Raw genomic sequence first — 21,541 nt, forward strand, 5'->3', positions numbered from 1 at the left:
ATGATCGCGGAAGACGAGCCGCTGCTGCGGCGAAGCATCGTGGAGAAAATCGGGGCGATCGATCCCGACTTCAAAGTAGCGGGCGAGTACGAGAACGGGGAGTACGCGATGCTGGAGGTGGAGCTGATCAAGCCCCACGTCCTGCTGACCGACATTTACATGCCCGTGATGGACGGCTTGTCGCTGATCCGCCACGTGAAGGATACGTCGCCTTCGACCGTGTGCGCGATTTTGACCGGATACCGGGACTTCGACTATGCCTGGCAATCGATGGAGATGGGCGTGACGGACTTCCTGCTGAAGCCGCCGACGGTGGAAAATCTCTCGAAGTTCCTGAAGGACGCGAAAGAAAAGCTCTGGAAAAACCAGTCGCTGATGGAAGGGGAGCTGCTCCGGCAATGGGCGTTCGGCAAGCCCGAGGACAAGCTGAGCTCCGCCGATTCCCGCCGAATGGCCCAGGAGTTCTTCTACCATTCGGGTTATATCGCGCTGCTCGGCTGGGTGCCTCCGCTTCGCGAGCAGACAGCGGGCGCCTTCCCCGGCGAGGCCCGGTTCCCCTCCCTCCTGGAGGAAGGGGAAAAGCGCTACGCCGTTCCGACGCCCGCGGGCAACCAGTGGCTCGCCGTCATCGGCGTCCACGACCTGGGCCCGGCGCGGGTTCGCCGGCTGCTGGACGCGGCGGCATTAGCCGCTGGCGCCGGACCGGTCTGCCTGACGGCGACGACGGTCGCGAAGCCGGAGAGCGAGCTGTCCGCCGCCGTCGGCAAGCTGCTGCGGGCGGCTTCCTACGGCTTTCCCCCTCGAAGGCGCCAGAACTTGGGCGCTTCGGCCCGAAGAACTGTCGTTCGAGAAAAAAATGCTGCCGGTTCCCGGTTCCTTCGATGCAGAATTCGTCAGTCTGCTCGCCAAGCAGAAAAAATCGGAGCTACTCAAGAAGCTCGGCTTGCTGTTCCAATCGGAGAGCTGGCGCGCAGGCACCCGCGAGCAATGGTTCATGACGCTGTCCTATCTCATGAACGGATGGATCTTGCACCCGACGCCCTTCTCGGTCAAGGCGGGCAGAACCCATTGGAACCACGAGCTGGAGGAGACGGTCTGGCAGGCCGAGGATGCCGAAGGGCTGAAGCAATCCCTGCTGGAGTACTTCGCGTCGCTGTTCGACTTCGAAGGGGACGAAGAGTCCGAAGCGTCCTGGATCGAAGACGTGAAGGACTACCTCGACGCCCGCTACATGGACAACGTCAGCCTGACCGATCTGGCCGACCGGTTCGGCCTGAATCCGTCTTATCTGGGCAGGATGTTCAAGCGCAAATACCGGTACAGCCCGATCGACTATTTGATCCACATCCGGCTGGAGAAGGCCAAAGACCTCATCCGGGAGCGGCCGCGCCTGCTGTTCAAGGACATCGCGGAGATGGTCGGCTACGGCGACCCTTTCTATTTCAGCAAGCTGTTCAAGCAATGGACGGGGCAGACGCCGAGGGAGTATAAGAAGTCGAAGCCGGCTGAGTGATATCGCCCTATAAATCGATGCAGATCGCCCCCCGACGAAAGGGAAACCGCTTTCTATAATGGCATTGTACCTGACTTTCGACAACTTATAGGGGGATGTGCAATGGCAAGCAAAAAACCAGGACTGTTGATTCTGACGGCGGCAATGATGATGACCGCGCTCTCGGCATGCGGCGGCTCCAACAACGACTCCTCGTCTTCTCCTTCGTCCGCGGCTTCGGGCAGCGAATCGGCCTCGGCTTCGGCACCCGCCGCTTCTTCGCAAGCGGCCCCGTCCGAGACGGCCAAGCCGGATCCGGTCACGCTGACATTCACCACGATGGCCAACGGCGACGCGGAAGCGCAAGCGTTCAAGGAAATTTTCGAAAACTTCGAGAAGGCGACGGGCAACAAGGTCGATCTGCAAATTCTGCCCGACGTGGCCCAATACGAGAACATCATCAAGACGCGGTTCGCGACCCAGGACGCGCCGGACATCTTCTACTTCTTCGCGGGACCGAACGAATACCACAACATGCAGGCCGAAAAGAACCTCGTGGAAATGACTTCCGAGAGCTACGTCGGCAACCTCACCTCCGCCGTGAAGGATTTCTACACGGTCGACGGCAAAATCTACGGCGTGCCGTGGGGAACGTTCAACGCGATGGGCGTCCTCTACAACAAGAAGGTGTACGAAGCGAACGGCCTGTCGATCCCGAAGACGTACGCCGAGCTGCTTGGTAACGCCGAGAAGCTCAAGAACGCGGGTATCACGCCGTTCTATGAAGCGGTCAAGACCGGCTGGCCGACGCAGATCTTCCCGCTGGCGGCCTTCCAGACGTTCGTCCTGCCGACGATCGGCGGCCAGGACGGCATCCAGCAGCTGAAGGAGAACAAGCTGCGGCTGAAGGACATTCCCGAGCTGAAGAAAGTGTTCGAACGCCAATACGATCTCAAGAAAAAAGGCTATTACAACAAGGATCTGCTGGCCGGCACCTACGAGAACCAGCAGGAAGCGCTCGCCACCGGCACGGCCGCCATGGCCTTCCAGGCCGACTGGATGCTGCCGGAGATCTCCAAGCGGTTCGCGGACAAAGTGAACGACATCGGATTTTTCCCGCTGCCGTCCGACACGGACGAAGGCACGGTATCCTTGTATCCGCCGAAGCAAATCTTCGTGACGAAGACTTCGCCGCGCGCAGAAGCCGCGACGGAGCTCGCCCGCTTCATGACGACGTCCGAATCGCTCGCGATCTGGCACAAGCACAATCCGGGCATCCCGGTGTATAACGGCGTGGAAGCGACGCTGTTCCCGGCGCAGGACGACATCTACAAGTACATTCAAGCCGGCAAAGGCATCGTGCAAATCCAACTCCAGCTGCAAGCCGGATTTTTCGACTTCGACAAGATCACCCAGGAGCTCGTCGCCAAGGGCGACGCCGACAAAGCGGTCAACCAAATGGACAAAAACTACCTCCAGGACGGCAAAAACAAGAAGATACCGGGATTCTGATGATCTGATCCAATCGAATGGAGCGGTCGAATTGGCTGGCACGGGGGGGATGGCTCTTGCGATCCCCCTTAATTCTCCTTACAGCCCTTAATAGCCCTTTATAGCATCGAAGAAAGCAGGGAATGACCTTATGATCAAACAGGCGAGATATCCGGTTGCCTTCATCTTCCCCGCCCTGGCGGTATACGTCGCCCTGTTCGTATTTCCGACGGTATCCGGCTTCTACTACAGCTTTACCGACTGGAGCTCGTACAGCGACGAAGTGAACTTCATCGGCTTGGACAACTATCGGCAGCTGTTCACCGAAGGCGTGCTCGGTACCGCCTTCGCGAACACGATGATCTACGCGGTCGCCGTCACCGTCCTGGTGAACGCCATCGGACTGCTCATGGCGCTCATGCTGAACCGCAGCGCCAAGATAACGAAGCTGTACCAAACCTCCTTCTACACGCCCGTCGTCATCGCGCCCCTCATCGTAGGCTACATTTTCACCGCGATCTACAGTCCCGAGCAAGGCATCCTGAACCACTTCCTCCGGTTCGTCGGCCTCGACTTCATGGCGGTCGACTGGCTGAACGATTCGCGGTACGCCCTGCTGTCGATCATCATGACCGAGGTATGGAGAAGCTCGGGCTTCGCGATGGTCATCTACCTGGCAGGCCTGAAGGCGATTCCGCGCGATCTGCTGGAGCAGGCCGGCGTAGACGGCGCGGGCGCCCTGTCCAAATTCCGCAACGTCACCTTCCCCCTGATCGCGGCGTCCTTCACGGTCAACTTTTTGCTGACGGTCATCAATTCGCTCAAGGTGTTCGAGACCGTGCTCGTGCTTACCAACGGCGGTCCCGGCTACGATACGGAAGTGTTCAACACGCTTATCTTCCGGAACTTCTCCCGGGGCAACTGGGGCTATGCGACGGCCTCAGGCTTTTTGCTCACGCTGATCGTGTCGCTCGTGGCCATCAGCTTCCTGCGGGTGCTGCGCAAAAAGGGAGGTAGAACTATGAACCTGACCGCGGCCAAATGGAGACGGATCGGCATCGAGGCGCTTCTGTTCTGCATGGCGCTCGTCGTCGTCGTCCCTTTTTATATGATCTTCGTGAACGCGTTCAAGGACGTCACCGACGCGGCGCGATTTCGACTCACGCTGCCTGGGGTCTGGCATTGGGAAAACTTCCGGACGGTGTTCGCCGACGGGAAGATCTGGAGAGGCTACCTGAACAGCGCCATCATCTCGGCCGGCGCCCTCCTGATCATCAACCTGTTCGCCGCCCTCGCCTCCTACAGCATTCAACGAAACGACCGCAAGCTGACCAACTTCTTTTACTACTTCTTCATCGTCGGACTGGTCATGCCCGTCTCGCTCGTCCCGACCATCAAGCTCATGATGAACGCCGGTATCCACAATACGTACCAGGGCATGATCCTCTACTACTCCGCCATTTTGCTTCCGTTCACGATCTTTCTGATGACCGGCTATTTGAAAAACGTGCCGCGCGAGCTCGACGAATCCGGCATCATCGACGGCTGCGGTCCGCTGCGGCTTTTCTTCTCGATCGTGATGCCTCTTATGCAGCCCGTCATGGTGACCGGATCGCTGCTCGCCGTCATCTCCGTCTGGAACGACTTCATGGGTCCGTTCTACCTGTTGACGGACGGTTCCAAGTGGACCGTCACCGTATCGGTCTACAACTACGTCGGCAAATACAGCTCCGACTGGCATCTCATTTTCGCCGACATTCTCGTCGTCATCTTGCCGATCCTCGCGCTCTACTTTTTGCTTCAGAAGTACATTGTCGAAGGCATGACCGCAGGGGCGATGAAAGGATAATACGATTAAATTTCGGATACCGAAGGGGTTCTTTACGCATGGAAAAAGAGACTTTCGAACGCTATGAGGGGCTATTGCGGAGATACATCGAAGAAAACGCGGACACCGCGTTAAAAGCTCCCGTGCACTACCTGAAGCATCCTTTCGTGGATCCGGGCTCCATGTACGACGGGAACTTGTGGGACTGGGATTCGTTCTGGGCGGTCTACGCGCTGTTCAACCTGATCGACGGCACCTCGGATGCGGAGCGCCTGGACCGGTACATCCGGCACGCTCAAGGGAACGTCCGCAACTTCCTTGATTACCAGCTGGAGGACGGGTACATCCCGATGATGGTGGCGACGCTGGACCTGAACTCCGAGCTGCCCGAGCCTTATTTGATCATGAAGCGCAAAGAAGGCATCGTGATGAACATGCATAAGCCGTTTCTGTGCCAGCAGATCGCGCTGATCGGCGGCTTCGGCGGGGACTACGAATGGATCCGCGAGGACTTCGCCAAGCTGGAGAAGTACTTCGATTGCTACGACAGCGGGTACTTCAACGAAAATTGCGGGCTGTACGTCTGGGCCGACGACATCATGATCGGGATGGACAACGATCCCGCGACATTCGGCCGGCCGCGGTACGCCACGGCCAACGTCTACTTGAACGCGTTCATGGTGTCGGAGCTGAAGGCGATGGCCGAGATCGCGGCGCGTCTCGGGATGGCGGAGCGGGCCGAGCACTATAGGGCGAAGGCCGGCGCGCTGGCGGATGCCATTCAAGCGGAGTGCTGGGACAAGCGCGACAAATTCTTTTATTCGGCGGACGCGGACATCAAGACGCGGCATTTCGACTGGTTCCACCAGGGCCTGGGCGTCTTCTGGAAGACGCTGCCGATCAAGATCCGGACGTGGACCGGCTTCATCCCGCTCTGGGCGGGCGTCGGCGACGCGTCCCAGGCGGCGTATCTGGCGGGAAGCCACTATCTGGACAAGAATACGTTCAACAGCCCGTACGGCGTGACCACCTTGGCCCAAGACGAAAAAATGTTCGACGTCAGCGCGACCAACAATCCGTCCAACTGGCTCGGACCGATCTGGATCGTCGCCAGCTACGTCGTGTTCCGCGGCTTGATGAACTACGGACACGTCGAAGAAGCCCGCGAGCTGTGCGAGAAAACCGTCCTGCTGCTCGGGCAGGATCTCGAGCGCACCGGAACGCTGCACGAATATTACGTGCCGAGCACCGGAGAGCCGGTCATGAACGGCGGCTTCCTGAACTGGAACCTGCTCGTGATCAACATGATCGACGAGCTGGCGGGCAAGAAGCCGATGTGCGCGTATTGGCTCGGTTGAGAGGGTTTTTATGATGGGCTTTGGCGGGTGTGCGCGACGGCGCAACACCCGCCTTTTTCGTCGGCGATTATGCAGTTCCTGTCGCCATAAAACGCGCTAGCCGCGATTATTTCTGCTCCAGCTCTGCCTGCTTTTTATAAAATCGCCCCTTCTCCACGTACTCTCTCACGATTCGCCGCATATCCGCCTCGTCCGCTTCGTTCACTTCGCGCAGCGGCTTGGCCGGCGAACCGACGACCAGCGTGCGCGGCGCTACCTTCTTGCCTGGGGGCACCAGCGCGCCTGCGCCGACCATCGCGCCCTCTCCGATCTCCGCCCCGTCCAGCACGAGCGCCCCCATGCCCACCATCGCTCCGCGCCTGACGACGCAGCTGTGCAGCACCGCATTGTGCCCGACGATGACCTCGTCTTCAATAATTAGCGGCTTGCCCGGGCTCTGATGCAGCGTCGAATTGTCCTGTATGCTCGTCCGCTCGCCGATGACGGTCGGCGCGACATCGCCCCGGATCACGGCGTTGTACCAGATGCTCGTATCCTTGCCGATCTTCACGTCTCCCGTCACGACGCTGCCCGCCGCCAAGAACGCCGACTCGTGAATGTCCGGCCGCTTGCCGCCGAACGGTTGAATGGTTGCCATAGAGGCTGCCTCCTTTAGGTGCAGATTGGGATGATTTATAATTTTACAATTTACTCGCAACATTCCATTATGTATTCTAATGCTTCATTGAGGGTTTCAAAAGCTTCATCATGACCACTGAAATCAATCTCTGCAACATTTCTCCTATCGGTAACTCCTACACCCACATTAGGTACGATTTCAATTTCAAAGAAATGGTTACCATCGTTCATGCTGACCCAATTAGCTTTGCCAGATTGGTCAAAGTAAACATTCCAATGTGAAAAGCGTTCTTCTATTAACCTTTTAATCTCATCCATTTCCGATCAATCACCTTCCTACTGGTTAGCTTACAATCAAATTCACCTGATTAAACAAACTTTCTCCAAACTTCAAATAAGGCAAACAAATCTTTGTTTGATTTTTCTTTAACATGTGAACGACATAAATTAACCACAACGGTTGGTGGATGTAATGCTCCACCTTTAAATCCGAGAACAACAGGCTTGTTAACATATATATCCGATTCGGGTTTGCTTTTGAAACTCCAACGAAGATTCGGAAATTCTCTCAGAAAAACCTCTGCAAAGTATATACATCCACCGCCATTGTTGAAGTTCCGGTGTCCAACTTCCAATCACTTACATCCTTCAAAACCCATTCGGGTAAAGCACTTCGCAAACCATCCATTTCTTCCTCAGATATGGGTACGGTTTTGATCCTTTTCTTTAACCACTCCCATAGTATGATCAGCGATTCTGGAGACTTGTCAAATCGCTCAATATTTTTCATACCAGAGAATTCAATCGCACCCATTAATATATTTATGCGTGTAGGGATTTCGTTGACGAACCAGTCGAAGTGCTCCTTGGCTTGCTTTTTGGTTAACTCTGAGAATTCTACAATTTTAAACGGCGGTATCATCATCGGATAAGAAAAAGTCAGTTTAACCACCTCCCGCTAGTTTTGAATTACGTGTTGATTCAAATAAAGCGTTGATCTGCTTTGACTTCTTTCGTAACTATGTATCGGTTTATTACCTGAATTCGGTAGAGCGGATCATAGTTGAATTTGCTGATTCCCGTTGCTGTCTCAGTTATATCTAAATTATTTGAAGATCGTCCATATGTTTTCTTTTCGAATTAAAAATCTATCTGCTTACTACTGTTCAAGTCGAGTCTTATGAAGTTTTTGCTGCCGCAGACCGCCACGGACAAACGATTTTTAGCATACTGCTTTATCAGGTGTTGAATGCTTAATGGATCGTCATAGTACTCGGGTTGCCAGCGGAGAGATATCCCCTAACATCCATGTCGAATTTCCCCGGAAATATCTCCGAAAAATAAGCCCTTCCTCCCCCCTTTTCCCGGCAACAAAACGCCTGTTTAAAACGTCTTCTAATTGTCTAAATAATAATGATACATAATACCTCGTTTTATAACGGGAGAGGGGCTGTACCGATGCGCAAACTGTTGCTGTGCGTCGTTTTATTGGGGATCGTCCTGATCCCGATCAGCGTGTCGGGCGTGAGCGACAAGCGGGAGACCGCCGTCGCGGAGGAGAATGGCAGCGAGGCGATCAATCATGCATCGGCCCCCCTCGTATCCCGCTTACATTAGCAAGATCACCTCGATGGACGGCGTCACCTACGTGACCGTCGACTACATTCAGTTCCTGCAAGGCGCGGAGGCCGACCGGGTATTCCGCCAGCAGGAGCCGGATGCCGGCATGGATCAGGCGCCGGACGGCTACTATATCCTGAATGAGGAAAAGAAGACGTACACGCTGCCGGTCGCGGCAGACGCGCAAGTGCTGATGCAGATCTACAATCGTTCGGGCAGTTGGGACGACGCGGATATCGTAGAAAACGAGCCGATCAGCGTCGCGAAGCTTCGCTCGCTGTTCAGCGGGGACAATCAGGAGCTGATGGGGAACTTCCCTTATTACATTACGGTGGTCGACGGCAAGGTCGAGCGCATCGTGCAGCAGTTCGTGCCGTGATTTTGACGCGACTGAATTTTTTCTTCCCCGTCCATTCAAAGAGCCGGCATCCCCTCGGGTGCCGGCTTTTTTTTGCGCATCCTTATACCGAGACGGCCGGCTCCAGCAGCGTCAGCGTCCCGGCACCTGCGTCCAATCGCGCCCTAGCGCCGATCGGCACGGCCGCCTTATAGACGTCGTGTCCGCTCGCGAACCCGGCGATCAGCGGCTTGCCCAGCGGCACGAGCACGTCGCGGATGAGGTCCGCATAGGTCCGGCCGTATGCGTCCGGACATTCGTGGCAGCCGCCCATAACGATGCCCGCGCAATCCTCGAGCTTGCCCGCGAGCTTCAGCTGCTCGACGTAGCGGTAGACGGTGTTTACCGGCTCGTGCGTTTCCTCGAGCAGCAGTATTTTACCGCGTGTATCGATCTCGTAGGGCGTGCCGAGCGAACAGGTCAGCGACGTGAGATTGCCGCCCGCGAGCGCTCCCGAGACGATACCCGGCACAAGCGGGCGGATCGGCATGCCAGGCGGATTCGCGATGGGTCTTGGCACGACAAGCGACGAGGTAGCGGCGTAAAACTGCTCGAAATTGTACGCCGGCGTCTCGGGCTTGAAGTCGATAAGCAGCAAGCTGTGCAGCGTGACAAGTTCCGCGAGCTGAGCAAGCGTATTAAGCAAGACGGTAATGTCGCTGTAGCCGGAAACGATCTTGGGATGCGCGCGAATATAGTCGTAATCCAGGTAAGGCAGGATGCCCTCTACCCCGACGCCGCCGCGCGTCGGCAGGATCAGCCTGACCCGATCGTCCGCGAACATCGCCATCAGATCCGCCGCCCGCTCCTCGTCCGTTCCCGCCAGATAGCCGTCCGCATCGTACACATGGCGTCCGATAACCACCTTTAACCCCATTTGCCGCAGATATGCGATTCCCGCGTCGATCTTCTCCCGCGCAAGCGGGCTCCCGAGCGTGACGATGCCTACCGTATCTCCCTTTACCAGCGCCTTCGGCCGTATCGCCATCCGTTCCTTCCCCCTCTCCTTCTACCAGCTTATGTGCGGGCGCGTTGGGGCATCGTATCATTTTTCGGTTAAAAAGGAATGATGAGGATAAAACGTTCCATTCGAGGAGGAAATCGCCATGCAGCTGCCCGAATATCCCGAATCCTATTGGCGAAGGACAGCGGAGCTCCCCGCCTTTCCGAGGCTGACGCGCGATCTGGAGACCGAGTTCGCCGTCGTGGGCGGCGGCCTCACCGGTCTGACGACCGCCTATCTGCTCGCCAAGGAAGGCCGGCGCGTCGCGCTGTTGACGGCGGACAGACTGCTAGGCGGCACGACGGGCTACACGACCGCCAAGATCACGGCCCAGCACGATCTGATCTACGATGAATTGATCGCCCACTTCGGCGAGGACAAGGCAAGACTATACTACGAGGCTAATGCCGGCGCGCTCGCCTTCATGCGCGCCCTGGCCGCCGAGCATGGCATCGCGTGCGACTTCGTCGACGAGGACGCCGTCGTCTACGCGACGCGCGAGGAAGGGCTGCACAAGCTCGATAAGGAATACGCGGCTTATCAAAAGCTCGGCATTCCCGGCGAGCGCTACGATACGCTGACGCTGCCGTTCGGGGCGACCGCGGCGTTGTCCATGAAGCGGCAGGCCCGTTTTCATCCCGCGCCGTACGCGGCCTTTCTCGCCAGCGAGATCGTGCGCCTGGGCGGCGAGATTTTTGAAGAGACGACGATGGACAAGTTCCATGATGGAGAACGGGCCAGCGTCACGACGAAGGACGGTTATACGGTGACCTGCGATTCGGTCGCGGCCTGCTCGCATTTCCCGTTTTTCGACAACGGCTTTTATTTCGCGCGGCTTCATGCCGAGAGCTCGTACGTTATCGCGATCAAGTCTCCTTACGACTATCCGGGCGGGATGTACATCACGGCGAACGAGCCGAAGCGCTCGATTCGCGAGGTCACGTACGGCGGCGAGAAGCTGCTGCTGATCGGCGGCGAGTCGCACAAGACCGGGCAGGGCGAATGCACGATCGCGCATTACGAGACGCTGAAGCGATTCGCCGAAGATACCTTCGGCGTGGAGGAGATTCGTTACCGCTGGTCGACGCACGACCTCGTGTCGACGGACAAAGTGCCTTATATCGGGTACGCCCGGGAAGGCACCCCCAATCTGCTCGTAGCGACCGGGTACCGCAAATGGGGGATGACGACGAGCGCGGTCGCGGGCCGGCTCCTGGCGGATCTGATGCTAGGATGGGACAATCCGTACGCGGAGCTGTTCGGCCCGTCGCGCTTCCAAGCGGATCCAGACATGGGGACGCTTGCGAAGGAGACCGGCGATGTCGCCTATCACTTCGTGAAGGGCAAGCTGGAGTGGCTGAAAAAGGACCCGGACGAGCTCGGGCTCGACGAGGGCGCCGCCGTCCGCATTCACGGCCGCCGCTGCGGGGCCTACCGAGATCATGAAGGCAAGCTGCACGTCGTCGACACGACCTGTACGCATATGGGCTGCGAGACGGAGTGGAACGCAGGCGACCGCACTTGGGACTGCCCCTGCCATGGGTCACGGTTTACCTTTGACGGCGAAGTGATGCACGGCCCGGCCAAGAAGCCGCTGGGGCGGCTGTAACGAAACATCGTTTGTTTCAACCGCCTGCCCGAAGGGGAAAAGTCGGCATACGCAAAGGAGGAGATACGCATGAACGAATTCGAGCGGCCGCCGGATCTGGACAAGCCGGGCGACGGCCCCCAGGCCGAGCGCGATCATCCCGAGCAGTATCCGACGGATCAGAAAAGCCTCTTCGACACCTTCCTGAGCGAACGCAACGTCGACGCGATCCCGGTCGAGGATCTCGGCATCGAGACCCGGGACGAAGCGAACAAGTCGGACAGCAAAGACGACTCGTCGAGCGAGCGAAAGCTGCGCGAATAGCAAAATCAGGCCGTCTCCCGGATGCGGGGGACGGCCTTCTACTGCTGTGCCGGACTAACCGAATCGCTGCTCCATCGCCGCGCGCGCTTCAGACAACGCAGGCAGCTCGGGAGACCACAACAGCTCCAATTTCAGCGCTTCTGCGAGCGGCAGCAGCGCATCGCCTGCCGCCTCGCTGCCTACCCACAGCTCCTGCGGAAGCATCCGCTGCTCTTCGACCAGCTTCAGCAGATCCTCGGCGGCTGCGGCTGCCGCCTCTTCCGCTTTGCTCAGCGCGAACTTCAGAATCTGGCCCGTCGCTTGATCCACGATGAGCGTCATCTTCGGATAGAAAGGCCGTTCGCCCTCTTGGATCGGCATCGCCACGTAGAAGCTGTCGGCTTCCCAGACGCCGCCTCTCGTTCTGACTCCCTTGAGCGCCTTGGCGATCCGAAGCTCGTCCAGCGGCATGGCGGCCGCAGGCCGCTCCGCCTCCGGTGGCGGGGCCTCGGGCGTCAACCATGCGTCGTGCCACACGTGCCCGCCATCTTCCGAAGAGCGGAGCTCCCGTACCAGGAATATTTCTTCTCGTCGTCGATCAGTCCGTCAGGACTGGGCCGGTAAGCCTGCCCGACTTGCACCGCCTGCTCCAGCGCTTGCGTAAAATAGACGGCTTGCGCCGCCGTCAGCTCCGGCCAGGGCATGTAGCCCGGCTCGTGCAGCCGGAACGTCGGCCAGCTTTTTTTGCCGCGATAGCTGAGTCCGAGCTGCTTGATTCGTTTGTGCTCCGACGGATCGAGCTCCGCCCTGTCGTCCAGCGAGAACAGCAGGCAGCGCTGGCTGAACATCGGATCCTCGTCCAGTTCGCCAGCGAGCATGTCCACGATCGTCCGGAGCCCCTCCGTTCCCATGTACACCGCAAGGCCGAACATCTCGCCGCCGTTGCCGAACACGCAGCAATAGCCGATCTCGCCCGACGCCGGATCCCGGACGCCGAATAGATGGCCGTTCGTCATCCATCTCCAAATGGCCGCCTCTTTGTATGTTTCCGCAGCCAGGTACAGTTCCTTCCATTGCTGCGCCGTCGGAGCTCTGCTCATCCTCACGCCTCCCAGTGTCGTTTCGCTTCTCGGTCAGCGAACGCCTTTCTGCATCTCATCTCTGCTTCTATTGTAATGAATATCCTTACGTCGCTCAATTCACGATCCGCACAATTAAAACCGTTGGATGGCACGACAACGCCTATCAAATAACGGTTGAAAAGCAGTTATTTCCCGTGATTGCGACGTCCTTGGGCAAATAAGTGTTGAAGCGCGATTAATTTCTCGCATTTGAACGTTTCGACCCGGTTCTGCTCCAAATAATTGCGGTTGAACACTTATTCCCTCGAAGCACGGATCAGGGCGCCGATTAACCGCTTTTCAACACTTAACTCCCACCTCTCAACCATGTCAAAATCATCGTCGTTGCGCGCTTCCTCCAAAAGCAGCTCCGCGCATCTCATTAGCGTTGCTTTTCTACTTTCTGAATCGATAAAAAAAAAGCCGCCGTCTCCCCGAAGAGAAACGACAGCCCGCCCGTCATATCAATAACGCAAGCCAAGCGACGCCGACCGGACGATCGGCCGCTTCAATCACGATCCGTCCGGCGGCTCCGGCTATCCCGGATCGCGCAACCTCGGCCGTTACCGTATGCCAGCCGCCTTCCTGCCATTCGACCGCGGTCGCCGGCGCGCCCCGCCCGTCGGACACGTACAGCTTGCCTCCGCCTTCGCTCAGCACGCGCAGCCGGATCGCGCTTCGTTCCGGCGAGCCGCCGCCGTCCGCCGCCGCCCGCGCCCCCGCAGCCTCGCAGCCGTAGGCCAGCCAGTCGCCGGGCTGCAGCGCCACATACATCCATTCGTCCGCTTGCCATTCCTCGCCGCCGCCATGTTGGAAGTTCGGCGTCGTCCGTCCGGGGACGACGAATCGAATGTCCGTGCCGTCGGCGGTACGGAAGCCCTCGGCTCTCGCGCCAGCGCCCAAGGCGGGCAGCTCGCTCCGGTTGCCGTCCGCTGCACGGTCCCCTTCGCTCAGGCTGCGCGCACCGAAGCCGTAGCTCGCGCCTTCTCCCTTATACCCGTAGAATGCGGCCGGAATGCGCACCGGCGCGCGTACGAATAACGAACTTACGACGGCGGGCTCGTAGTCGCAACGATCGAGCGGCAGATTGTCGAGATACGCCCACAGGATGCGCTCTGCTTCGGCCGGCGTCGGCTTATCCCCGCCCTCCAGGTAGCGCACGAGCAGTTCCCAGCCCTCGGGACGGCGGATCGAGCAAGGCGAGTTGTCGGTGTCCATCTTTTTCCACGTCCAGAAGTTCCACGAGATGCCATGGTCTTCGAAAAGACGAAAGGCACCCGCGTACCAGTCCTTGTTGTTCTCGCCGCCTTCGCCCATGAACAACGGCGCGTTCAGCCGCTCGCGATGATCGAGATAGACCTGGATGCTGGCGGTATCCGGCGCGTTCCAGTACTTGTGGAACTGCAGCAGCACGTTGCTATCCGGCAGCGCATCGAATATCGACCAATCGGTCGCCCAATGGACGCCCTCGAGGATGATCATATGCCGGTCGTCCAACTCGCGGATGGCGGCGATGACTTCTTCGTAGAACGGCATTACGCTGTCATTGTGCGCCGCGAACCATTCCGGCAGCGGCTCGTTTAACAGGTCGTAGCCGGCGACGATCCATTCGTCGCGGTAACGGGCCGCCAGCAGGCGCCACAGCGCCACCGTGCGCATGCGGTTCGCCGCGTCCAGGAACAGCTCCGGCAGATCGCGCTCGGAGTCGTCGATGTTCGTGCCCGTCTGCCCGCCCGGCGCGCCGTGCAGGTCCAGAATGACGTACAGTCCGTACCGCTCGCACCAACGGACGACTTGGTCGATGCGCGCGATCATGTCCGGTTTGAACCGGACCGGCTCCCTCTCCTCCAGCAGCGTGCGCGCCAGAAGCGGAACCCGTACGGAGTTGAAGCCTTCCGCCGCGATCCAGGCGATATCGGCCTCGGCGACATAGCGGTCGTAGTACAGCCCCCAGAAGCGCGCCGCCTTTTCTTCGCCGACCAGCTCGCGGATCATCCGCTCGATCCGGCGCGGACGGTCGCCGCCCTGCGGGAAGCGCCACATGTAGCCCTCCGGCAGCAGCCAGCTGCCGAACCCGACGCCGCGCAGGACAATCTCCTCGCCGCGGCCGTTACGCAATACTCTTCCGTCCGCGCGTACATAGCCGTACACGTCGCCGTTTCCGCCGCGAACGGCGTTTACCGTTTCGTTTTCGCTCATCCTTTGATCGCTCCGTCCGCAATTCCGTTCAGAATGTATTTTTGAAGCAGCAAATACAGCAGGACGACCGGCAGCAGCGCCAGCACGAGCGAGGCGAGAATCGCCGACCAGTCGTTGTTGCCGTACTGGCCGAACAGCATGTTCGTCGACAGCAGCAGCGTATAGCTTGCGGAGTCAGTCAGCATGAGTAGCGGCAGCAGGAAATCGTTCCACATCCACAGCGCGTTCAGGATCGCGACGGTGGCAGTGACGGGCAGCAGCAGCGGCAGGATCACGGCGAAAAACAGCCGGAACTCGCCGCAGCCGTCGATGACCGCAGCCTCGTCGAGATCGCGCGGGATCGACTTCACGAACCCGTGGTACAGAAAGATCGCCATCGACACGCCGAGGCCGATATAGATGAGCCCGAGACCGACGGTCGAGCCCTGGACCGTCAAGTTTTTGGCGATGCGAACGAGCGTGATCATAATGGAGTGGAATGGGATCAGCATCGACAGCACGAACAGGCCGAATAAAAAGCCGCTGAGTTTGCCCGGCGTGCGCGACAGCTTGTAGCCCGCCATCGCGGCGAACAGCACGATGCCCGCGAGCCCGACCGCAGTCACGGCCGCCGTATTGCCCAAGCTGCGCAAAAAGTCGATCTTCCGATAGGCGTCCGCATAGTTGCTCCAAGCGAAGTGCCGCGGCCAGGAGAGAATGCCGTTTAGCATCTCGCCCTCCGTCTTCACGGAATTTAGCACGCCCATGTAGACGGGCAGCAGCGTGAAAGCCGCGCCGACGATCAATACAAGCTGCGCGAGCAGCCCCGCCGGCGTGCTTCGGCGGCGTCCGACGAGCGCCGCCGGTCTTGTTGGCCTTGCGGATTTCGCCGATCCATTCCCCCCTTGCCGGCCCCGCTTGTTCCGCTCGGGCGCCTGCGCTGACCGCCGCTTGCCCGGCCGTCCTTTTTACATCGTCAAGCGCGCTCATGCTTCCACCTCCCGCCGCTTCATCAGCCGCAGCTGGACGATCGTGATGACGAGCACGATGAGGAACAGAATCATCGCCTTCGCGCTGGCGTAGCCGTACCGGTTGCTGAAGCCGAACGCCTCCTCGAAGATATTAAGCGCGATGACCTGCGTCTCCCGCCCCGGGCCGCCGCCCGTCAGCGCGAAGACCGCGTCGAACACCTTGAACGAGGAATTCAGCGTGAGGAAAATGCCGATCGTGAGCGCCGGATAAATCATCGGCAGCGTGATGTATCGAAACCTCTGCCAGACGCCGGCGCCATCGATGGCCGCGGCTTCCTTGAGCGAGGACGGCACGCCCTGAAGCGCGGCGATGTAGATGACCATCAGATAACCGACGCCGCCCCACAGCGAGACGATCAGGATCGCGTAAAAGGAAAAGGACGGATCGCCGATCCAGGAGCGGTCGAGGAAGCTCAAACCGGTCCGCACCGCCAGGTCGGGCAGCACGCGGGTGAAGACGAACATCCACATAAAGCCGCCGATGATCATGCTGAGCATGTTGGGCATGAAGAAGATCGTGCGGAAAAAAGCTTTGGTCTTGGCACGCGATTCGATCAGCACGGCGACCAGGATGGCCAGCGCGTTTTGCAGCACGACCATGAAGAGCACGTATTTGAGCGTAAAAAAAGACGGCATGCCCGAACGACGGGTCCTCCGTCAGCGCCTCGGCGTAATTGTCCAGCCCGACGAACGCGTAGCGCGGATTCAAGCCGTTCCAGTCGGTCAGGCTGTACCAGATGCCGCCGAACGCCGGCGCCAGCAGAAAGGTCGCGTAGAACAGCAGCGCCGGGAGCACGAACGCCAGCAAGATGCCGTGCCGCTTAAGTCTGAGCCTATCGATCATCCCGTAGATCCCTCCTTCGCCTTGAAGCCGATCCGGCCCCGCGCCGCGGACTAAGCCGCGGGACGGAGCCGGAAGGGATCACTTGCTGTTCTTGACGGCGTTCGCCCATGTGCGGTCCAGCGTCTTGATGATCTGCTCTTTGGTCACGCTCTTGGCGTAGTAGCTCTGCAGCAGCTTCGCCGTCTCGTCGGTCACCCCGCTTGGAAGCGACAGGTCGAGATAAGCTTTGCCCTGGGCGACATACGAGCTCGCCTCGGTGATCCACGGGAATGTGTCGTACTTGTGCATCTCCGCGACGGGGTTGAATTTCAGTTCCTCGAACAGTGCGGAGGAATCGTTGTCGTCCAGCATATAGTTCAGCAGGTCGAGCGCGACGTCCTTGTTCTTGCTCGTCGGCGACACGGCGAGAGAGGTGGAGGTGGCGAGATTGATCATCGTGCCGGCCGGATCGTTGCTCACCGGCAGCGGCGCGACGCCGAATTCCATGTCGGGATTCGCCTTCAGGATCGTCTCGGCCTGCCACGGTCCCATCACCCACATCGCGGCTTTGCCGTTCGCGAAGTCCGTCGAGCCGGCTGCGCTGCCGACCTCGAACGGCTTAGCGGTACCGTTCGCCATGATCAAATCGATGATGTTGAACACGTCCTGCACGTCCGCATAGGACGCCTCGCCCTTGTTCATCTTCTCGATCCAGTCCGAATGCGCCGAGGTCACGACGCCGCCAAGCGACAATGCCATCATGAGCTGCGGAATCCACGACTCCTGGAAGCTCAGCTCGAACGGCGCCGCTTTTGTCGTCTTGATTTTCTCCACGGCTGCCTTCATGTCGTCGAGCGTTTGCGGCGGCGCAATGCCGAGTTCGGCGAACATTTTCTTGTTGTACAGATAGCCCCACGACAGGCTCTCGAGCGGCAGCGCGACCACCTTGCCGTCATATGTCACCGTCTTGCGCACGCTCTCGTACACCTTCGGCACGTACGGCTGGTCGGACAGGTCGCTCAAGTATCCGGCTTTGTAAAAGGTCGGGATATCGGCGATCGCATGCAGCGTGAACAGGTCGGGCGCGTCGTTTGAGGATAGGCGGGTCTTGAGAATCTGCCCTGCCTGGTCGGAGTTCGGCATCTCGAGCTTGATCGTCACATCGACGTTTTTATCCGCAAGCTCTTTGGCTTTGAATTGCGCGAAGTACTTGTCGAACTGATCCTTGAAGCGCGGCAGGCTCATGAACACCTTGAGCTCGACCTTGCGGGCCGGCTCCTGCGCGGACGCGGACGGCGAAGCCTGAGTGTCGGGCGTGGATGCGGACGCCGAGCCGGACGGCGCGACGGAAGGAGAGGCATTGTCGTTGCCGTTGCCGCCGCACCCGGCCAGCATGGCAGCCGCGAGCGTCATCGAGGACGCGGCGTATAGCGCTTTTTTCATCTGGTGTTACCCCCCTCTGTCGAATGACTGCAAGCTCAGTATAGAGAGAAGTGTAAGCGGAAACATTCGAGAAAATTAGCTTTCCTTATTGGACGATATTGATATGAAACGGATAATAGGCGAATCCTCCTCCTATTCTCCGCTCCTCAGCTCGCCGGGCGAGATGCCGAAACGTTTCTTGAACACTCTGTAGAAATAAGCCAGGTCCTCGTAGCCGGCAAGCTTGGCCGCCTGCTTGATCGAGACCTTGCCTTCGCGCAGCAGCGATTCTGCATAAACCATGCGCCGCATGGTAATGTAGTCGGTGACGCCCGTGCCGACATGCGCCTTGAAGGCGCGGCTAAGGTGCTCCTTGCTGACGAAGAAGCGTAGCGACAGCGACTCCAGCGTCAGCACCTGGTCAAAATGCGCGTCGATATAGACGCGAATCTCGTCCAGGTCGAGCCGGGATCGGCCGCGGATCGCCTTCGCGGCAGCATCGGCGGCTTCCCCCGAGCCGCTCCGCCAGCGCCGTAGCCGCCTCTTCGGGCGTGGAGCTTGGACTGAGCCGCGCCTCGATCCCGCTCCAGATCGGGACGATATCGATCCCTTGCTCGGACGCGAACGTCTCCAGCATCGCCAGCGCGTCTTGCGCCAGTCTGGCCGGCAGCCCCTTCAGCTCCTCCGGTGTCAGCGCCCGCGTCAAGTATCTGCCGAGCGCGGCATAAGCCTCCGTGATGCCCGCCCGATCCAGCTCCTGCAGGCTGGCATGGATACGGCGCTTTTCCAGCGCATAGCGCTCCAGCACGGCCGCATCGGCGAACGCAGCCGGCAGCCTCCACACGCCCGACGGCGCGGCGCTCTCCGGCGCAGGCTCGTCCGATGCGGCGCCTGAAAGGGCTGCGCTTCCCGTGCTTGGCGCGGTCAGCGTTGCCGCGGTCAGCGCCGCATCCAGCTCCCGGACGCAGGCTGCCAGCGCAGCGTTCAGTTCAGCCGGATCGAGCGGCTTCAGCAAGTAATCGACCGCCTTGGAACGAATCGCCTGCTTCAGGTACGCGAAGTCGTCGTAGCCGCTCATGACGACGATCTTGGCCGCCGGATAGCGCGCTCCAAGCTCGTTCAACAGCTCCGTCCCGGACAGTCCCGGCATCCGCATGTCGGTCACGACGATATCCGGCGCGAGCTCCCCGATGCGGCGCAGCCCTTCCTCCCCGTCTTCGGCTTCGCCGGCGACCGCTAGTCCTAATCCTTCCCAATCCGCGAGATCCTTCACGATCTCGCGGGACCACGGCTCGTCGTCGACGATCAGCACGTTATACGTCATTCCCGTATCCTCCTTCGCTAGCCGCCGGCGCCACGATCGCGACCAGCGTCCCCTGCCCCGCTCCGCTCCAGACGCGAATCCCATAGCGCGCGCCGAACTGCAGCTTTAGCCTGGCGTCGACGTTGCGAAGCCCGATGCCGCGGCCTCGCCTCGGCTCGGCCGTCGACGCAGGAACCATTAGCGCTCCTCCGACTCCGACTCCGTCTTCGCTTCCGCCAACGCCTCCGCCTCCTATTCGGCCAGCGCCTTCGCCCAGATGCCTGGCGCCGCCGGCGCGCAGCTCCGCTCTGATGCGGTACAGCTCGTCCGCTAGCATCCCTGCGCCCTCGTCCTGCACGAGCAGCGCGATCCGTCCGCCGATGCGCCGGATACGGATCTCGAGCCGCCAATTGCCGGGCTTGCGCTGAAGCCCGTGCTCGAAGGCATTCTCGACGATGGGCTGCAGCGTGAACTTGGGCAACCGCCCCTCGAGCGCATCCGGGTCCGAATGCAGCGCGATCGTGCAGCGGCCCGCGAACCTCCGCTCCTGAATGAAGAGATAATTGCGGGTATGGGTCAGCTCGTCCGCGATCGGCACGGTCCGGTCCTCGGAGCCGATCGCGTAGCGCAGCAGATCCCCGATGACTCGCGTGACATCATAAATCTCGGGCGCCTTTTTCTTGAGCGCCATGCCGCCGATCATATGGAGCGTATTGTTCAGGAAATGCGGGTTGATCTGTGCCTGAAGCGCCAGCAGCTGCGCATTTTTAACCTCGATTTCCCGCTGATATTCGTCTTCGATCAGCTGCCTGATCCGCTCCATCATCGAGTTGTAGCCGCGTTCGAGCAAGCCGATCTCGTCGCGGCTGCGCACGGACATCGACTCGAAGCCTTGAACGGGCGTCGTCCGCATCATCCGGGCGAGCCGTACGATCGGGCGGCTGATGCCGAGCGAGACGAGGACCGACAGCAGCGCGGACGCCGCCGCGAACAGCGCGCCCGTCCAGATGCCGGCCTCGATCGTCGGCCGCGCGCTGCGGCTGACCGACGAGATCGGGACCGCTTTGATCACCGCGAGCTGACCGTCTCCGATTCTTTTTTCAAAGACGAAGTAGCGGTCCGTCCGCTGAAACTCCATGTCCGCAAACGCAGGCGCCGGACCGCGGAGCAGCTCCGCCAGACTCACGTCGCTTGGCGGCTCGGAGGAGCCCGACAGCAGCTCGCCTTCGTCGTTCAGCACATACACGAGGCTATCCGGCTCAGAACGCAAAATCCGGCCAACCTCCTGCCACACCTCCCGGTCGATGCGAACGGATATGCCGCCGATCAGGGCGCGGTCCTCGAACCTGTTGATGCCGTGATACGCGTACGTGCCGTCAGGCGTCTGCTTGAAGTACATATTAACCGGCCCGCGAGAGATTCGCGCCCAAGGCTCATTGGAGGTTACATCTAGCGTACGAATCAGTCCGCTGGTCGTATAGTTGACCGTAAACGCTTTCTTATATGCTTGCATGTAAAGCGTCAAATCGTCGACCTTGCGCGAATTCGCATGAAACGCCGAGGTCAGCTTGTCCCGCAGCAGCTCTTGCGTCTTAAACTGGACGACGGGATCCGGGTTGTCGATGTCGCCGAGTCCGCGCATCAGTTCCTGATCGATCTGAAGCGTGTAAAAGAGGATGTCGATCTGCTCGATCAGCTCGTTCATGTATTGATCCGCCCATAGCATGCGCGAAGTGTCGGCGCCGACGATTTCCTTTTCGACCGAGCTTCGCGTATTGTTCGCCGCCAGCCATGTGACCGTGACGACCGGCAGCGCGGTCAGGCAGATCATCAATACGGTCAGCCGCATGCGCAGGCTCGTTCGTTTCAACATGCCGCCCCTCCTATCCGTCGTCCTTCCTTGATGCCAAGCTTATCGGAAGCGTGCCCGGCGCGCAAGACGCGAACGCGGTACCGCTTTTCGCA

21 protein-coding genes and 2 pseudogenes are annotated in these 21,541 nt (G+C 59.6%); 9 read left to right on the plus strand and 14 right to left on the minus strand.

Annotated features, from left to right (window positions below; genetic code table 11):
* Positions 1–318 (plus strand): annotated as a pseudogene (locus OMP38_RS35690) (response regulator); the annotation flags it as partial.
* Between the two features lie 266 nt (positions 319–584).
* Here the strand turns inward: OMP38_RS35690 and OMP38_RS08680 are convergent.
* On the minus strand, positions 585–767 hold the full coding sequence (locus OMP38_RS08680; protein ID WP_277564720.1) for a hypothetical protein: 183 nt from the start codon (positions 765–767) through the stop codon (positions 585–587).
* An 89-nt stretch (positions 768–856) separates the two neighbouring features.
* Here OMP38_RS08680 and OMP38_RS08685 point away from each other — a divergent pair, with 89 nt between their 5' ends.
* From OMP38_RS08685 to OMP38_RS08700, 4 genes are all read left to right on the plus strand, one after another.
* A complete protein-coding gene (locus tag OMP38_RS08685; protein WP_277564721.1) occupies positions 857–1,513 on the plus strand; it encodes a helix-turn-helix transcriptional regulator in 657 nt (218 codons plus the stop codon).
* Positions 1,514–1,615: 102 nt separating this feature from the next.
* Positions 1,616–3,004 carry an ABC transporter substrate-binding protein gene (locus OMP38_RS08690; protein ID WP_277564722.1) on the plus strand — a complete coding sequence of 463 codons (1,389 nt, stop codon included), beginning with the start codon at positions 1,616–1,618 and terminating at the stop codon, positions 3,002–3,004.
* Between the two features lie 130 nt (positions 3,005–3,134).
* Positions 3,135–4,832: an ABC transporter permease gene (locus OMP38_RS08695; protein ID WP_277564723.1), complete on the plus strand. Its 1,698-nt coding sequence runs from the start codon at positions 3,135–3,137 to the stop codon at positions 4,830–4,832.
* Between the two features lie 38 nt (positions 4,833–4,870).
* Positions 4,871–6,169: an MGH1-like glycoside hydrolase domain-containing protein gene (locus tag OMP38_RS08700; RefSeq protein WP_277564724.1), complete on the plus strand. Its 1,299-nt coding sequence runs from the start codon at positions 4,871–4,873 to the stop codon at positions 6,167–6,169.
* A gap of 106 nt (positions 6,170–6,275) precedes the next feature.
* Here OMP38_RS08700 and OMP38_RS08705 read toward each other — a convergent pair whose 3' ends face one another.
* From OMP38_RS08705 to OMP38_RS08715, 3 genes are all read right to left on the minus strand, one after another.
* A complete protein-coding gene (locus tag OMP38_RS08705) occupies positions 6,276–6,806 on the minus strand; it encodes a gamma carbonic anhydrase (RefSeq protein WP_277564725.1) in 531 nt (176 codons plus the stop codon).
* Positions 6,807–6,856: 50 nt separating this feature from the next.
* Positions 6,857–7,105 carry a hypothetical protein gene (locus OMP38_RS08710; protein ID WP_277564726.1) on the minus strand — a complete coding sequence of 83 codons (249 nt, stop codon included), beginning with the start codon at positions 7,103–7,105 and terminating at the stop codon, positions 6,857–6,859.
* 250 nt (positions 7,106–7,355) lie between these two features.
* A complete protein-coding gene (locus tag OMP38_RS08715) occupies positions 7,356–7,739 on the minus strand; it encodes a hypothetical protein (RefSeq protein ID WP_277564727.1) in 384 nt (127 codons plus the stop codon).
* A 506-nt stretch (positions 7,740–8,245) separates the two neighbouring features.
* On the opposite strand from OMP38_RS08715, the gene OMP38_RS08720 reads away from it, so the two are divergent.
* Positions 8,246–8,404 carry a hypothetical protein gene (locus tag OMP38_RS08720; RefSeq protein ID WP_277564728.1) on the plus strand — a complete coding sequence of 53 codons (159 nt, stop codon included), beginning with the start codon at positions 8,246–8,248 and terminating at the stop codon, positions 8,402–8,404.
* On the plus strand, positions 8,370–8,786 hold the full coding sequence (locus tag OMP38_RS08725; protein WP_277564729.1) for a hypothetical protein: 417 nt from the start codon (positions 8,370–8,372) through the stop codon (positions 8,784–8,786). The genes OMP38_RS08720 and OMP38_RS08725 overlap by 35 nt, the downstream gene beginning before the upstream one ends.
* A gap of 82 nt (positions 8,787–8,868) precedes the next feature.
* Here OMP38_RS08725 and OMP38_RS08730 read toward each other — a convergent pair whose 3' ends face one another.
* The gene (locus tag OMP38_RS08730; RefSeq protein WP_277564730.1) at positions 8,869–9,792 is read right to left on the minus strand and encodes a S66 peptidase family protein; all 924 of its coding nucleotides are present in this window, start codon (positions 9,790–9,792) and stop codon (positions 8,869–8,871) included.
* Positions 9,793–9,910: 118 nt separating this feature from the next.
* Between OMP38_RS08730 and OMP38_RS08735 the strand changes: the two genes are divergently transcribed.
* Positions 9,911–11,416 (plus strand): FAD-dependent oxidoreductase, encoded by a 1,506-nt coding sequence (locus tag OMP38_RS08735; protein ID WP_277564731.1) that lies wholly within the window; start codon positions 9,911–9,913, stop codon positions 11,414–11,416.
* Between the two features lie 69 nt (positions 11,417–11,485).
* Positions 11,486–11,719, plus strand: coding sequence for a hypothetical protein (locus tag OMP38_RS08740; RefSeq protein WP_277564732.1), 234 nt, complete (start codon positions 11,486–11,488; stop codon positions 11,717–11,719).
* Between the two features lie 54 nt (positions 11,720–11,773).
* On the opposite strand, the gene OMP38_RS08745 is transcribed toward OMP38_RS08740, so the two are convergent.
* The 9 genes and pseudogenes from OMP38_RS08745 to OMP38_RS08785 form a co-directional block, all read right to left on the minus strand.
* On the minus strand, positions 11,774–12,235 hold the full coding sequence (locus tag OMP38_RS08745; protein WP_277564733.1) for a DUF6930 domain-containing protein: 462 nt from the start codon (positions 12,233–12,235) through the stop codon (positions 11,774–11,776).
* The gene (locus OMP38_RS08750; protein ID WP_277564734.1) at positions 12,214–12,798 is read right to left on the minus strand and encodes a DUF7309 domain-containing protein; all 585 of its coding nucleotides are present in this window, start codon (positions 12,796–12,798) and stop codon (positions 12,214–12,216) included. Before OMP38_RS08750 ends, OMP38_RS08745 begins: the two co-directional genes overlap by 22 nt.
* Positions 12,799–13,278: 480 nt before the next feature.
* Complete coding sequence (locus tag OMP38_RS08755) at positions 13,279–15,018, minus strand: glycoside hydrolase family 5 protein (RefSeq protein WP_277564735.1); 1,740 nt, start codon at positions 15,016–15,018, stop codon at positions 13,279–13,281.
* The gene (locus OMP38_RS08760) at positions 15,015–15,764 is read right to left on the minus strand and encodes a carbohydrate ABC transporter permease (RefSeq protein ID WP_277565210.1); all 750 of its coding nucleotides are present in this window, start codon (positions 15,762–15,764) and stop codon (positions 15,015–15,017) included. Before OMP38_RS08760 ends, OMP38_RS08755 begins: the two co-directional genes overlap by 4 nt.
* Before the next feature lie 219 nt (positions 15,765–15,983).
* Positions 15,984–16,872 (minus strand): annotated as a pseudogene (locus tag OMP38_RS08765) (carbohydrate ABC transporter permease).
* Positions 16,873–16,950: 78 nt separating this feature from the next.
* Entirely contained in the window at positions 16,951–18,294 is a 1,344-nt protein-coding gene (locus OMP38_RS08770; RefSeq protein WP_277564736.1) for an ABC transporter substrate-binding protein, read from the minus strand.
* A 132-nt stretch (positions 18,295–18,426) separates the two neighbouring features.
* A complete protein-coding gene (locus OMP38_RS08775; protein ID WP_277564737.1) occupies positions 18,427–18,690 on the minus strand; it encodes a helix-turn-helix transcriptional regulator in 264 nt (87 codons plus the stop codon).
* Positions 18,691–18,694: 4 nt separating this feature from the next.
* On the minus strand, positions 18,695–19,597 hold the full coding sequence (locus tag OMP38_RS08780; RefSeq protein ID WP_277564738.1) for a response regulator: 903 nt from the start codon (positions 19,595–19,597) through the stop codon (positions 18,695–18,697).
* Positions 19,587–21,449 carry a sensor histidine kinase gene (locus tag OMP38_RS08785; RefSeq protein ID WP_277564739.1) on the minus strand — a complete coding sequence of 621 codons (1,863 nt, stop codon included), beginning with the start codon at positions 21,447–21,449 and terminating at the stop codon, positions 19,587–19,589. Before OMP38_RS08785 ends, OMP38_RS08780 begins: the two co-directional genes overlap by 11 nt.
* Positions 21,450–21,541: the final 92 nt, after the last annotated feature.

Source organism: Cohnella ginsengisoli (assembly GCF_029525555.1).
GTDB classification, from domain to species: domain Bacteria; phylum Bacillota; class Bacilli; order Paenibacillales; family Paenibacillaceae; genus Cohnella; species Cohnella ginsengisoli.

Bases quoted from the DNA above. Each gene is read 5' to 3' on its own strand.
- OMP38_RS08720 (WP_277564728.1), top strand. From the start codon at position 8,246: ATGCGCAAACTGTTGCTGTGCGTCGTTTTATTGGGGATCGTCCTGATC.
- OMP38_RS08730 (WP_277564730.1), bottom strand. From the start codon at position 9,792: ATGGCGATACGGCCGAAGGCGCTGGTAAAGGGAGATACGGTAGGCATC.
- OMP38_RS08685 (WP_277564721.1), top strand. From the start codon at position 857: ATGCTGCCGGTTCCCGGTTCCTTCGATGCAGAATTCGTCAGTCTGCTC.
- OMP38_RS08700 (WP_277564724.1), top strand. From the start codon at position 4,871: ATGGAAAAAGAGACTTTCGAACGCTATGAGGGGCTATTGCGGAGATAC.
- OMP38_RS08690 (WP_277564722.1), top strand. From the start codon at position 1,616: ATGGCAAGCAAAAAACCAGGACTGTTGATTCTGACGGCGGCAATGATG.
- OMP38_RS08735 (WP_277564731.1), top strand. From the start codon at position 9,911: ATGCAGCTGCCCGAATATCCCGAATCCTATTGGCGAAGGACAGCGGAG.
- OMP38_RS08725 (WP_277564729.1), top strand. From the start codon at position 8,370: ATGCATCGGCCCCCCTCGTATCCCGCTTACATTAGCAAGATCACCTCG.
- OMP38_RS08770 (WP_277564736.1), bottom strand. From the start codon at position 18,294: ATGAAAAAAGCGCTATACGCCGCGTCCTCGATGACGCTCGCGGCTGCC.
- OMP38_RS08695 (WP_277564723.1), top strand. From the start codon at position 3,135: ATGATCAAACAGGCGAGATATCCGGTTGCCTTCATCTTCCCCGCCCTG.
- OMP38_RS08740 (WP_277564732.1), top strand. From the start codon at position 11,486: ATGAACGAATTCGAGCGGCCGCCGGATCTGGACAAGCCGGGCGACGGC.
- OMP38_RS08760 (WP_277565210.1), bottom strand. From the start codon at position 15,764: ATGGGCGTGCTAAATTCCGTGAAGACGGAGGGCGAGATGCTAAACGGC.
- OMP38_RS08750 (WP_277564734.1), bottom strand. From the start codon at position 12,798: ATGAGCAGAGCTCCGACGGCGCAGCAATGGAAGGAACTGTACCTGGCT.
- OMP38_RS08780 (WP_277564738.1), bottom strand. From the start codon at position 19,597: ATGACGTATAACGTGCTGATCGTCGACGACGAGCCGTGGTCCCGCGAG.
- OMP38_RS08710 (WP_277564726.1), bottom strand. From the start codon at position 7,105: ATGGATGAGATTAAAAGGTTAATAGAAGAACGCTTTTCACATTGGAAT.
- OMP38_RS08705 (WP_277564725.1), bottom strand. From the start codon at position 6,806: ATGGCAACCATTCAACCGTTCGGCGGCAAGCGGCCGGACATTCACGAG.
- OMP38_RS08785 (WP_277564739.1), bottom strand. From the start codon at position 21,449: ATGTTGAAACGAACGAGCCTGCGCATGCGGCTGACCGTATTGATGATC.
- OMP38_RS08755 (WP_277564735.1), bottom strand. From the start codon at position 15,018: ATGAGCGAAAACGAAACGGTAAACGCCGTTCGCGGCGGAAACGGCGAC.